The sequence below is a fragment of the Mycoplasmopsis anatis genome (assembly GCF_900660655.1).
Classification (GTDB): domain Bacteria; phylum Bacillota_I; class Bacilli_A; order Mycoplasmatales; family Metamycoplasmataceae; genus Mycoplasmopsis; species Mycoplasmopsis anatis.
In genome coordinates this window covers 456,404-469,660 of record NZ_LR215035.1, presented here as the reverse complement: position 1 = coordinate 469,660, position 13,257 = coordinate 456,404, and the positions used below count along the sequence as shown (strand labels likewise).

Genomic DNA, 13,257 nt, shown 5'->3' with positions numbered 1-13,257 from the left:
TCCTACTGTTGTTCAATTTTTAAGATTTGTATAGAGTATTTAACAGGGGCGTCAACTTCAACTACATCACCCATTTTGTGTTCAAGTAAAGCTTCTGCCAAAGGACTTTCATTTGATATTTTACCTTCGAATGGGTTAGCATCATGAGAACCCATAATTGTTACTGTGATTTGTTCATTATCATTTAAATTTTTAAATGTAACTGTTGTACCGATTCCAACTTTACCTTTTAGGTTGTTTTCGATAATTACTGCACGATCAATAATACTTTCTAGTTCACTAATTCTTGACTCAACCATTGCTTGACGATCTCTTGCTGCATCGTATTCCGCGTTTTCAGAGAGGTCCCCTTGAGCTCTAGCTTCTTTAAGAGCTTCTTGAACTAAAGGACGTTCAACATTTACTAAGTTATCATATTCCTTTTTATATTTTTCAAGAGTTTCTAATGCTATATATATTTTTTGATCATTTTGGTTTTGTACTGCCATTTTTCCTCCTAATTATTATTTTACCATTTATCCTTTTATTAGTCTTTTCTGATAAATAAATATTTTGTTTTTACAAACGAAAACTCATGTGGTATTCCGTTATTATATAATTCATTTTTAAGTAGTGTGAATTCTTGTTTATTTGTTTTAGAAAATTTAATAATAATCATTCCATTTTTATTCAATTTTGAGTACATTTTTTTATAAATTGAGTAGGGGTCAATGTCTTTAAAAACAATGATCAAATCTAAATTTTCTTCATTATATTTAATAGGCTTAAAATTAATAATGTCTTTATCATTTGAGTTAACAACTTCATTCCATTTACTACCATCAAAAAATTCAGGTATATAATAAAGGGACTTTTTAGTTACTTCCTGAGCTGTTGCGAATGAGTATAACTCATCACTTATAATCAAGGTTTTTTCATAGTTGTTTCTGCAGATTGTTTGAATCATAAATTCAACATCTAATTTATCAATTTTGCAAGGAAATAATTCTGAAAGATGAGCTGGTAATTCTCCATATTTTTCTCTAATTTTAATTATGTCTTCTTGTATTTTTGAATCATATTCTTTAATTAATTTTTTTTGCATACTTTTTGCTTTAAAAATTAAAAACATTCCTATAGATATTCCAAGAATAAACACTACTATTGCACTAATTATTAAGATTAACTTCATAATTACTCCTAATTCAAGTATCTTTCTAAAATTATTGCTGCTGCTAATTTATCTTTGTGATTTTTTCTTTTTTTACGAGATAAACCAGCTTGTATCATTACACTTTCGGCATCTTTAGTAGAACCATATTCATTTATGAGTTTTATTTTAATATTAATATTGTTTTTAACTAAATTACTTTCTAGAATACTTTTGAATTCTTCAACCATAATAGTTCTCTCACTTTTAGAACCATTTGAACGAAGTGGTAAACCTAAAATTATTTCATCAATGTTTTCGTAATGATTTATATATGCTAAGGTTTTATGAATTACAGAATTAAAATCATTTTCTTCAAATCTAAAATTTTCAAGCGGGCTTGCAATTATCGCTAATTCATCACTTATAGCAAAGCCACATGTTCTTGTACCTAAATCTAAAGCTAATTTACGCATTATCTGTAAAAAGTTCAGCTATATTAAAAGTTTTGTTAATTCTACCCATTGATAAAATTTTATTTCCTCCACCTTTTCCATCAAACTTTTCTCAAATGATTTTAGCAAATTGATTTGAATCGTATTTTTTAGAAGCGATTGAAATAACTGATGGAAGTGAATCTTTCAAATAAACTATTACTAATTTTTCAACATTTTCTTCTCTTAGTGTTGAAGCTAAATTTTTAACAATATTTGAATTATTAGTTGAAGCAACTAAGAAATTTATACCATTGATTTCTAAATCTAATTCTAAAATATAATCATCATTCGAAATGTTTGATAATTTCTTTTGAATTGCTTTAGAATCTTCTTTTACTTGTTCAACTAAATTATTTAAATAATCGATGTATTCTTCTTTATCTTCAAAAACTGCTTTAACTTCTAATTTATATAATGAATCAAGTTCTTTTATTTTAGCCACTGAAGAATTTAGTAATTCTAAAATTTCATCAATTTGTGAATTTAAGTATTCATTAACTAATTTATTTGATGAAATTGCTCTAATTCTGTAAATTCTAGCACCTTTTTTATCAACGTTTGTAATTTTAAAATTCTCCAATTTAGCGCTATTTGATAAGTGTGTTCCTCCACAAAGATCAGCTGTTATACCTTCGAATTGAACAATTCTAACGTTTTTAGGATCCATATATTCACCTTCTTCAAGTGTCATAATAGCTCCCATTGCTTTAGCTTCTTCAGTTGTCATTTGAAGATAATTTCTTTTTACGTCACGTTTAATATAGTTTCTAACTAATTTTTCGATTTCTCTAATTTGTTCATTTGTAGGTTTTTCATCGGCTGGCATATCAAAGGTTAAACGCTCTTCATTATTGTCTGATCCAAGTTGAACAATTTGATTTCCCAAAATAGTTCTTAATGCACAGAATAGTAGGTGAGTTCCTGAGTGGTTTCTTTCTAAACCAAGTCTGATAGTTTTATCTACATGACATTCCACTTCATCATCAACATTTAAGGCACCACTAACTTTATGTATATGGTTACCAAATTTATCTTTGAATACATCTAGAATTTTAATTTTATTTCCATTTTGAATCATGTGACCACGGTCGTGCTTTTGTCCACCACTAGTTGCGTAAAATGGAGTTTCCTCTAAAATCACATATCCAACACCATCTATTTCATCAACAAAATTTTCACTATCCATTAATTTCAAAATCTTTGTTTGATTATCAGTGTGATCATATCCTATGAATTTATCAAGTTTAGAATTTATTAAAGCAAGTACGTTAATAGCTTTTTCCATACCACTTACTTTTTGTACTCTCGATGCTTCGGTGTGTTTTTCCTTAGCTAAATTAAATTCATCAAGATTGATTGTTATATTATTTTGACTTAAAATTTCACTGGTTAATTCAATTGGGAAACCATAAGTTTCAAAAAGTTTGAAAGCTAATTCTCCAGAAAATTCTTTTGTATTTTCGTCAATGTGTTTAGCAAGTAGCTGACGACCTTTTTCCATCGTGTTTGCAAATAGATTTTCTTCTTGTTTGATGATATTAGATACTTCAGTTTCATCATATTCAAATGGTAAAGTTTTTTTAATAACAGAGCAAAGATTAAATAAAAATGGTTGTTCATTTATTTTTAATTCAAAAGATTTGTAGATACTTCTTCTTAAAAGTCTTCTTAAAATATATCCACGTCCCACATTAGAAGGTTTAGCTCCATCGGCAATAGCATTAACTACTGTTCTCATGTGATCTGCAATTATTTTGAAATTAGTGTTTATTAATTCTTGTTCCTTGTTTTTAACAAAATAATTATTTGTATCATATTTAAAATCAGTGTATTTTTCAATTTCATGAATAATTGGTAAAAATAAGTCGGTATCATAGTTAGTTGGTGCATCTTGCATGATTGAAACTAATCTTTCAAACCCCGCACCAGTATCGATATTTTTTTGTTTTAACTCTGTATAATTACCTTCACCATCTGAGTTATATGTTGAAAAAACAATGTTTCAAATTTCAATATATCTATCGTTTTCAATGTCATTTTTTAATAATTCAATTCCTCTTGAATCATATTTTTCACCACGATCATAAAAAATTTCAGTATTAGGACCACATGGTCCGCTACCCACTTCTCAAAAGTTTGTATCTTTTGAGCCTGGAATCATTTTATCTTCAGTAATTCCGTGTGACATTCATAATTCTTTGGTTTCAATATCTTCACAGTAATATGTAAAGTAAAGTCTTTCTTTATCTAGCTTAAGAACATCTAATAAATATTCAACAGCAAAAGCAATTGCTTCTTTTTTGAAATAGTCTCCAATTGAAAAATTACCAAGCATTTCAAAAAATGTATGGTGTCTAGCTGTAATTCCAACATTTTCAATATCGTTAGTACGAATTGATTTTTGAGAGTTAGTTAATCTATTTGAAGGGGGTATTTTTTTACCAGAGAAATAATCTTTCAGAGTAGCTACTCCTGAGTTAATTCATAAAAGTGAAGGGTCATTTACGGGGATTAAACTTTTACTTTCAACTACTAAGTGATTCTTAGATTTGAAAAAATCCAATCAACTTTGTCTAATTTCTTTTGAATTCATATTTTGTCCTTTGATTAAATATAATCTAATTTTTTATCATTGTAGAAAATTTCTTCAATAATTCCACCACCAATACATTTTTCTCCATCGTATAAAACAACTTGTTGTCCTGGTGTAACTGCTTGCGAACCTTGATCATAATAAACTCTAACACGATCATCATCAAGCATCTTTATTCTTACTTTAATATCATTTTGTCTGTATCTAAATTTAGCACTAAGATTTTCATAATTAAAATCATGATTATTTAAGTTTAAGTTTGAAGCAATTAAATTGTTTGAATTTAGAAATTCTTCATGTGATGCTGGTGCAACATATAATATATTTTTATGCACATTATGACCACATACATAGTAAGGCTCTTTCATACCACCTAAATTAAGACCTTTTCTTTGACCTATTGTGTAATAGTAACACCCATCATGAGTACCAACTTTTTCTCCAGTTATAATATCAACTGTATCACCTGGTTGAGCTGGGATATAATTTTGTAAGAATTTAACAAAATTTCTCTCACCTATAAAACATATTCCGGTCGAATCTTTTTTATTAGCGGTAACTAAACCTATTTTTTTAGCTATTTCTCTTACTTCATCCTTATTTAGATCTGAAAGAGGCATAATAACTCGAGATAACTGTTCATGAGTTAATTGTGATAAAAAATAGGTTTGATCTTTATTGACATCTTTAGCTCGATATAAATGTCCATTTTTTACTTTGGCGTAGTGTCCCATTGCGATGTAATCAGCATTTAAGTCGTTAAATGCATAATTCGAAAAGGCGTTGAATTTTATGTATTTGTTGCATAAAATATCTGGGTTGGGGGTTCTACCTTTTTTGTATTCTTCAATAAAGTTTTGAAAAACATTATCTCAATATTCTTTTATAAAATCTACTCGGTGTAACTCAATACCGAGTTTTTTAGCAACTTGAATTGCATCTAGATAATCTTGCTCTTGTGGACATACTTCTTGAGATATATCTTCATTACCTAAAATATCGTTATTTAACATGCTATCTCAATTTCGCATAAATAATCCAATAACTTCATACCCTTGCTCTTTTAATAAATAAGCTGCAACTGAAGAGTCAACTCCACCACTTAAACCAATTACTACCCTTTTTTTATCCATTTTTACCCCTATTTTAAATCTTTATAAATTATAAACTTTTTTATTTAACAAGTTAAATAAAAACAACCAATGGTTGTTATTATTTTTGATCTTCAACTATTTTAACTAATGCTTTAAATGTATTAGGTTCATTAATAGCCAATTCAGATAGCATTTTTCTGTTGATTGTAATATTAGCTTTCTTTAATCCGTTAATAAATCTTGAGTAGCTCATTCCTTCAGCTCTAGTAGCTGCATTAATACGAGCGATTCATAATTTACGAAAGTCTCTTTTAACTTGCTTACGGTCTCTAAAAGCATATGTTCATGATTTAACAACTGCTTGTTTAGCAACTTTGTAACCAATTGATTTGTGTCCAAAGTATCCTTTAGCTAATTTTAATCATTTTTTACGTCTTGCTCTTGTAACTGTTCCGCCTTTAACTCTTGCCATAATATCTATTTCCTTTCAATCTTTGTTTTAAATTTTATTTTTAGTGTTTTAGTTAATTAACTAAAATAATGCTTTAAATCTTTTGATATCTGATCTAGACATTAATTTTGATTTACGGGCATGACGTTTTTGCTTAGTTGTTTTATTTTGCGCTAAATGTGAACGGAAAGCTTGTTCTCTTAAAACTTTACCAGTTCCAGTGATTTTAATACGTTTTTTTAACGCACTTTTAGATTTCATCTTTGGCATTTATTCTCCTTCTTTAGTTGAGACGTCATTTTTCTTTTCGTCTTCTAACTTTTTCATGTATTTAGCTATTTTTTGTTTATTTGGTTGGAGATTCATATCAAGAAAACGATCATTTACTAACACAGCTTCCTTAGTGATTTCCGCTATATCTTCAAGAGTTTTGAAAAACTTATCTAATGTAGCTAATCCTAAATCTTGACGTCCTATTTCACGCCCTCTTAGCTTAAGTGACACTTTAATTCTGTCTCCTTTAAGCAAGAATTCACGTGCTTTACGACTTTTAGTAAGTAAGTCATTTTCACCAATCATAGGTGTAAGACGAACTTCGCGATTTTGTATGTTAGTTTGTTTTTCCTTAATTTCTTTTTGTTTTTCTTACGGTCGTACTTGAACTTACCATAATCCAACATTCTGGCTATTGGTTTTGGTTCAACTTGAATTAAAACCAAATCAAGTTTTTGACTTTTTGCCATTTCGATAGCTTCATTTGTGTATTTAACTCCAATTTTTTCACCATCTGGCCCTATAAGAAAAACTTGTTTGAAAGGGATTGCTTGATTTACATAGTGCTCTGCACTAGGTTTTCTATTTCCTGCTTTTATAACATACTCCTTAAAATAAAAATGTGGTTTCCCACTTCTGCTCTACTAAAAAAGGTCATCATTTGATGATCATTTAATTGTAGCAAAACCCAAAGCTATTGGCTATCAGGTGAGAAGTGAATCTACTTTCTGCAATTAAATATTGCTTATTTATTTTATCATTTTTATGGTGTTTTTCAAAACTAATTTTAAATGAATATTTTTTTTAAATTAATCTATAAATAAATTATTTTATTTTGTGTAACAAATTTTATTTCCAATTGATCATTTTATTTTATTGTTTTAATTTAATAAATATTTATGGTCTATATTGTTGATCATAAATATTTTTTATATTTCACGTAAAATAGAAAAGTCATGCGACCATTATCGCATGACTGTTTTTATTTATTGGGTCTTTTAGTAAAATAATATTGCTCCAAAAAATACGAAAGGACCCAGTATGATTATAGCAAATATTAAAAATTCTCTTGAAAAAGTTGTGTGTATAAAAACTAAACGAAAACATCTTCCTAACAATCATTATTTGATAAAGAATTCTGATGAAGAAATTAGGTTATTACATTCGAAAGTCTTAAAAACAAGACTATTGAAAGAGAATCAAATGAGTATTCTTCATTTTAATGAATGTTTAAGGTTAATAGGGCAAAATAAAACCATTTCTCAAGTTTCAAACATTGTAAGATTTCAACCAAAAACTATTAAAAAACTATTAAAAATTTCTGCAACAAATCAAGGTGATTTTGTTAAGAAATTTAAGAAAGTTTGTCGCAATTGCGACAATTATATTAACTATGTTAACTATATAGATTTTAATTTGTTAGCTGAACATTTGATATTTTATAGGTCAAGAAGAACTAGACTTCACTCAAAAACTATTCAAAACAAATGAAAAGATTTTATTAGATTTTGAAATGAAGAAGTTGACTATTTTAGAAAAAATCGATTTAGTAAGGATTTTACAAAAAGAGCCATAAAAGTTTCTGCTAAAGCACTTGTTAATAAATTTAAAAAACATTACCCTAATAGTCCTTGTCCTACGACAAGCACTGTATATAAGTGCTTAAAGTCAAATGAGTTTTCATTATCTATAGATATTTTACAATTTCTTTCGGTAGGAAAATACCGAAAGAGAACTGTTAAAACTCAAAAAAGTTCTCTTAAAAATGCAATTCCAATTCATCAAAGACCTGAGGAAGCTAACAATAGAACTATGGAAGGTCATTATGAACTTGATACAGTTATTGGTAAACGTGAGGACAAGTATTGTTTAGTTACTGTTTTAGATAGAAAATCTAGAAGACTCTATTCAGTTAGGTCACTAAAAACTTCATTAGCAGTTAAAAAATCATTGATTAAAATTATTGAAAATAACGCATTAAAAATCAAAACTTTAACAATTGACAACGGCTCCGAGAACGTGTTGTTGCACGAAGTTATTAATCAAAACAATTTATACAAATGTGACGCGTACTGCTCATATCAAAAAGGTTCTATCGAGAACATTCATAGACATATCAGAAGATATATTGCTAAAGGTATTTCAATGGACAAATTTTCTGATGAACAAATTCAAATAATGATCAATAGAATTAACAAATATTTATTACTTATCTCAAAATAATATTGAAAAAAATTTTAAAATCGGTCATGACCGATTCTTTTGGTGTGCTTTTTTATATAAAAAAGCAATATAATTATAAATATTGAAGCACTATTGTACTTCAAGCTCTTTAAATAAAAATAATGGTCGCATGACTTTTCCACTTTATATTTTTATATTTCAATAAATATTTTTTACAAAATATTAATAAATAATGTAAAATAATAAAGTGCGCCCGAGTGGTGAAATTGGCAGACACGCTAGACTAAGGATCTAGTGGAGAAATCCATGCAGGTTCAAATCCTGTCTCGGGCACCAGAAACGCGTTGCGTTTTTTTTTTTTTTTTTAATTTTAGATAAATTTATTCTGATTTAGTTCTGTATTATATTTATTGTATTCAGGAAACAATTCATAAAGCTTAGCATAAAAAAATTTATCGTGCTTGTGACCTTTAGTATAAAAGTGAGATATTTCATGAAAAATAACAGATTTGATTACTTGGATTGGATAATGAATTAAAATTAAATTAAAAATTAATTTCTTATCTAAATAATTTATTTTTCCATAAAAACTTTTAATGTTGTTTTTAACAATTAATTTATAATCACTTAAATTTTTGTCATTAAAGTTTGTAATTATTTCACTAACTAATTTAATTAATTTCTCTGATAAAAAAATATTGATGCGTTCTTGTACTTGTTTTTGATTTTTACAGATGATTATTTCATCAAAGTAATTTGAAAATGAAATAAGTTTCAATTCAGAAATATACTTGTAGAAAATTTTTTTACCGTAGACTACAATATATTTTTCTGAAGTTTTTTTATAAAAATTTGTTTGATTGAATTTTTTTATTCTTCTTCTTATTCTTTTAAGGTATTTCTCATTAGTGTCGTTATTTTTATTGTAATTAATTATTAACTTATTGTCAATTTCCTTTCATGAAAAGCAAAAATGTTTTTGTAGATTTTCATTAAATTCTACAATGTTATCTAATTTATCTAATTCTTGATAAGTCATAACTTAATTTTACTTCAATAACTAATTTAAAAATAAAAAATAGCTTAATGCTATTTGCTTCTTGAAAGTTTTTGTTTTCTTTCAGTTCCTTTTATTAATCTTACAATATTACTTCTATGTGCATAAATTAATAATAAAGCACAAAGAGTGAAACAGATTCCTTCAATATAGAAATATCCTGCATTATTTTTAAACACTGCTAAGATTCCATGTGCAATTCATGGGCAAAAACAAATAAATACCATTAAAAATGCTGTTAACATACTTGCTAGTGAAACATATCTAGTGATAAAAATAACACTAAAGAAAATAAATGCAGATATAAATAAATTAAGTGGGTTAATAGCTATTAACACCCCTAGTGAACATGCCGCACCCTTTCCACCTTTAAATTTATAAAATATAGGATAAACATGTCCGATTACAACACCTACACCTGCAAGCATTGGAATAATTAAGTAAGTATTTGTAGCTGAAATATATCTGGTTAAAAGTGAAAAAATCATAACTGTTAAATAAGATTTTAATATATCAATAATTAATACAGCTAGCGCAAATTTTCCACCATAGGTACGTAGTGAGTTTGTTGCTCCTGCGTTTTTTGAATTATAATCTCGAATATCTTGTGATTTTCGTTTATGACTTAAAACTATTGAGGTATTAACGCTTCCGACTAAATATCCAACTATAAATATAAATAAGTTAATTAAAACTATAATAAAAATCTTCATGATTATATTTTATATTATTATATTTCTTTAACAATACATTCACTATAATAAAATTTAGCAATTAAATGATTAGAGTGCTAAAAAAGTGATACAATTAATACAGGAGGTTAAAATGGAAATGAATTATAAACCAAGTGATAATCGTCCAGCATTAGAGAAGTATGGAAGAGATTTAACTAAACTTGCTAAAGAGAATAAATTAGAACCTGTAATAGGACGTGATGATGAAATAAGAAGAATGATTCGTATTTTAAGTCGTAAGACAAAAAACAACCCTGTTTTAATTGGTGAACCTGGAGTTGGTAAAACAGCTATAGTTGAAGGACTTGCTAAAAAAATAATAGATAAACAAGTACCTGAAAATTTATTAAATTGTAGAGTTGTTGAAATTGATTTAGCTTCATTAATTGCTGGAGCTATGTATCAGGGTCAATTTGAAGAAAGATTAAAAAGTATATTAAAAGAAATTGAAGAGAAAAAAGACGAAATAATTATTTTTATTGATGAAATTCATATGTTAATTGGAACAGGTAAAACTGGTGCTGATTCAGGTATGGATGCTGCCAATATTATCAAACCTTTAATGGCACGTGGTGCACTTCATTTAATTGGTGCAACTACTTATGATGAATATCAAAAATATATTGAAAAAGATGCTGCGCTAGAAAGAAGAATGCAAAAAGTTATCGTCAATGAACCAAGTATTCAAGATACGATAACAATTCTTCGTGGAATCAAAGAAAGACTTGAAAGTTTTCATAAAGTTAAAATTGATGATAATTCACTTGTTTATGCAGCCGAATTATCTAGCAGATATATTTCAGACAGATTTTTACCAGATAAAGCTATAGATTTAGTTGATGAAGCTGCTGCAACAATTAAAACTGAAATGAATTTTATTCCTGAGGAACTAGAGAAACTTAATCAAGAAAAAATTAGATTTGAAATGGAAAAATTAGCGTTAAATTCAGCAACAAAAAAAGATAATCAACTTATTGAAATTAATGCTAAAAACCTAAATGAAACTGATCTAAAAATAAAGCAATTAAGAAAAAAATGAGAATCTGAAAAGAATAAACTTAAAGATGTCATTAGTCTTCAACAAGAAATTGAGGAACTTAAACATAAATTAAATAGAGCGTTAAATGAGGGAGATTTTGAACAAGCTTCAAAGTTAAAATATGGTTTAATTCCAGAAAAAGAAAATAAACTCGAAGAGATAAAAAATGCAAACTTTGAATTAATTAAAGACACAGTTACTAAGGAAACAATAGCTCAAATTGTTTCAAAGTGAACGAAAATTCCCGTTAATAAATTAATCAAAGAAGAAATAGATAAAATTTTATCTCTTAAAGAAAATCTTAACAAAAAAATTATAGGACAAGAGCATGCTGTCAAAGAATTAAGTAATACAATAATTCGTTCTAAAGCTAACATTAATGATCCAAATCGTCCATTAGCTAGTTTTCTCTTTGCTGGTCCAACAGGGGTAGGTAAAACTGAGTTGGCTCGGCAATTAGCATATGAATTATTTGATTCAGAGAAAAACATGATTAGGTTAGATATGTCAGAGTTTATGGAGAAACATAGTGTATCTAAAATTATTGGTTCTCCTCCTGGGTATGTAGGTTATGGTGAATCAGGAAATCTCTCTGAAGAAATAAGAAAGAACCCTTATACAATCTTACTTGTTGATGAGATTGAGAAAGCACATCCAGAAGTATTAAATATTTTCTTACAAATGCTTGATAATGGACAAATAACAAACTCTAAAGGTAAGGTTATAAATTGTCGTAACTTAATTATTATTATGACTACCAATATAGGCAGTCATGAAATATTGAACAATAAAATTAAAAGCGAAAAAGAATTAAGAGATTTATTATTACAGCAACTTAAACCTGAATTTATAAATCGTTTTGATGAGATTGTAAAATTCAATCCCCTTTCATTAAAAGAAGCTAAACAAATAGCAAAGCTAGAAATAGACAAATTAATTAAAAGAATATGAGACACCCACAAAATTAAAATTTCCTTTGATGATTCGGTACTTGAATATGTAGTTAAAAATAGTTTTGATAGTGAATTTGGAGCTAGACCAATTAAAAGATTTATACAAAAAAATATCGAAACATTTATTAGCATGGAACTTATTCAAAATAAATTAAAAGTTGAATATGAATATACTTTAAGTGTTAAAAATAATGAACTAAATTTAGAATAGTAATCTTATTAAAGATGTCATACAATAACATAGATTAAAATTACTCAATGCATCAAATTTCTTAATTTGATGTTTTTTTGTTTAATGTTGACTTTAGCTTTTAGCTTAGTGGCATAAATAAAACTAATTTTGGAATGTAGTAAAAAATATGTGGAGAAATTATTTTCTGCATTTTTTACATTACCCACATTTATATAAATTAGTATTTAGATCGAAATAAGTAAATTTAAAATAAAAAATTGAGCATTGAACGCCCAATTAACTGGTTGTTATGATCTTAAAAGATTCCAAACAATCCATGTTCTCTTTGCGATACAGTTCATAATAAACCATCTTTAACAGTATCTTTGTAAATGAAAAAGTCTGAGATGTATGCTATCATAACTGCAATAAACACTAATAAAAGTACAATAATAACAATTGTGATGATTAATTTAACTTTTTGCTTTTTATCTGTGTTTTTTTGTGTATCTTGTTGTAATTCTTTTGTCATAATATACCACCATTTTATTAAATTTATTTTACCATAATATAGAAAATATTCAATGAATATTTAATTTCAGTAAGTAATTTAATAGTTGGGAGTTCTTTGGTGCCAGTTACGAGAATCGAACTCGTGTCGCTTGATTACGAGTCAAGTGCTTTACCACTAAGCTAAACTGGCGTGGTGGTTAGTGAGGGATTCGAACCCTCGCGGGTGTTGCCACCCCTGCCGCTTTTCGAGAGCGGTCCCTTCAACCGGACTTGGGTAACTAACCTTTTTATATTAACTATTATACATTAAAAGAATGAAGATGAAATTGTCAAAACTGTAACGTAAAAATATTTTTATACACTTATTAAAGTAAATGAAAAACCACCTCCAAGGTGGTAGAACATTACATATTTTGACTCTCTTGATAGTAATCGAGTGATCTTTATTCCTTTATAGCCTCGCCTAATTTTACTTGGAGCGAATCCCAATGCTTTTTAGTCTCACATAATTTTACTTGGAGCGAATCCCAATGCTTTTTAGTCTCGCATAATTTTACTTGGAGCGAAT

Annotated in this window: 12 protein-coding genes, 3 tRNA genes and 1 pseudogene; 3 read left to right on the top strand and 13 right to left on the bottom strand. The window is 27.7% G+C overall.

From position 1 onward, the window contains the following. Window positions 1-2: 2 nt before the first annotated feature. The 8 genes and pseudogenes from greA to infC all read right to left on the bottom strand — a co-directional run bounded on the left by greA (window position 3) and on the right by infC (window position 6,636). Window positions 3-488 (bottom strand): transcription elongation factor GreA, encoded by a 486-nt coding sequence (gene greA, locus EXC66_RS02010; RefSeq protein ID WP_006886296.1) that lies wholly within the window; start codon window positions 486-488, stop codon window positions 3-5. Between the two features lie 38 nt (window positions 489-526). Further along, window positions 527-1,171, bottom strand: coding sequence for a BC85_0335 family putative methyltransferase (locus EXC66_RS02005; protein ID WP_006886297.1), 645 nt, complete (start codon window positions 1,169-1,171; stop codon window positions 527-529). Between the two features lie 8 nt (window positions 1,172-1,179). Next, on the bottom strand, window positions 1,180-1,605 hold the full coding sequence (gene ruvX / locus EXC66_RS02000; protein ID WP_006886298.1) for a Holliday junction resolvase RuvX: 426 nt from the start codon (window positions 1,603-1,605) through the stop codon (window positions 1,180-1,182). Beyond that, window positions 1,598-4,219: an alanine--tRNA ligase gene (gene alaS, locus EXC66_RS01995; protein ID WP_006886299.1), complete on the bottom strand. Its 2,622-nt coding sequence runs from the start codon at window positions 4,217-4,219 to the stop codon at window positions 1,598-1,600. The genes ruvX and alaS overlap by 8 nt, the downstream gene beginning before the upstream one ends. 14 nt (window positions 4,220-4,233) lie before the next feature. Continuing rightward, window positions 4,234-5,352: a tRNA 2-thiouridine(34) synthase MnmA gene (mnmA, locus tag EXC66_RS01990; RefSeq protein WP_006886300.1), complete on the bottom strand. Its 1,119-nt coding sequence runs from the start codon at window positions 5,350-5,352 to the stop codon at window positions 4,234-4,236. Between the two features lie 79 nt (window positions 5,353-5,431). Continuing rightward, a complete protein-coding gene (gene rplT, locus EXC66_RS01985; protein ID WP_006886301.1) occupies window positions 5,432-5,785 on the bottom strand; it encodes a 50S ribosomal protein L20 in 354 nt (117 codons plus the stop codon). 60 nt (window positions 5,786-5,845) lie between these two features. Then, window positions 5,846-6,034, bottom strand: coding sequence for a 50S ribosomal protein L35 (gene rpmI / locus EXC66_RS01980; RefSeq protein WP_006886302.1), 189 nt, complete (start codon window positions 6,032-6,034; stop codon window positions 5,846-5,848). After that, window positions 6,035-6,636: pseudogene (infC, locus tag EXC66_RS01975) on the bottom strand (translation initiation factor IF-3). A 442-nt stretch (window positions 6,637-7,078) separates the two neighbouring features. On the opposite strand from infC, the gene EXC66_RS01970 reads away from it, so the two are divergent. Together EXC66_RS01970 and EXC66_RS01965 are read left to right on the top strand one after the other, a co-directional pair. Beyond that, window positions 7,079-8,260: an IS30 family transposase gene (locus tag EXC66_RS01970; protein ID WP_129622287.1), complete on the top strand. Its 1,182-nt coding sequence runs from the start codon at window positions 7,079-7,081 to the stop codon at window positions 8,258-8,260. 212 nt (window positions 8,261-8,472) lie between these two features. Beyond that, window positions 8,473-8,557 (top strand) — tRNA-Leu (locus EXC66_RS01965). A 34-nt stretch (window positions 8,558-8,591) separates the two neighbouring features. Here EXC66_RS01965 and EXC66_RS01960 read toward each other — a convergent pair. Together EXC66_RS01960 and plsY are read right to left on the bottom strand one after the other, a co-directional pair. Continuing rightward, window positions 8,592-9,260, bottom strand: coding sequence for a YgjP-like metallopeptidase domain-containing protein (locus tag EXC66_RS01960; protein WP_006886319.1), 669 nt, complete (start codon window positions 9,258-9,260; stop codon window positions 8,592-8,594). A gap of 50 nt (window positions 9,261-9,310) precedes the next feature. Beyond that, complete coding sequence (plsY, locus tag EXC66_RS01955) at window positions 9,311-9,991, bottom strand: glycerol-3-phosphate 1-O-acyltransferase PlsY (RefSeq protein ID WP_006886320.1); 681 nt, start codon at window positions 9,989-9,991, stop codon at window positions 9,311-9,313. Between the two features lie 112 nt (window positions 9,992-10,103). Here plsY and EXC66_RS01950 point away from each other — a divergent pair, with 112 nt between their 5' ends. Then, window positions 10,104-12,215, top strand: coding sequence for an ATP-dependent Clp protease ATP-binding subunit (locus EXC66_RS01950; RefSeq protein ID WP_006886321.1), 2,112 nt, complete (start codon window positions 10,104-10,106; stop codon window positions 12,213-12,215). A gap of 277 nt (window positions 12,216-12,492) precedes the next feature. Here EXC66_RS01950 and EXC66_RS01945 read toward each other — a convergent pair whose 3' ends face one another. The 3 genes from EXC66_RS01945 to EXC66_RS01935 all read right to left on the bottom strand — a co-directional run bounded on the left by EXC66_RS01945 (window position 12,493) and on the right by EXC66_RS01935 (window position 12,973). Next, entirely contained in the window at window positions 12,493-12,708 is a 216-nt protein-coding gene (locus tag EXC66_RS01945) for a hypothetical protein (RefSeq protein ID WP_006886322.1), read from the bottom strand. A gap of 97 nt (window positions 12,709-12,805) precedes the next feature. Further along, a tRNA-Thr gene (locus EXC66_RS01940) sits at window positions 12,806-12,879 on the bottom strand. Between the two features lies 1 nt (window position 12,880). Beyond that, window positions 12,881-12,973: transfer RNA gene (locus EXC66_RS01935), tRNA-Ser, on the bottom strand. Between the last annotated feature and the right edge of the window lie 284 nt (window positions 12,974-13,257).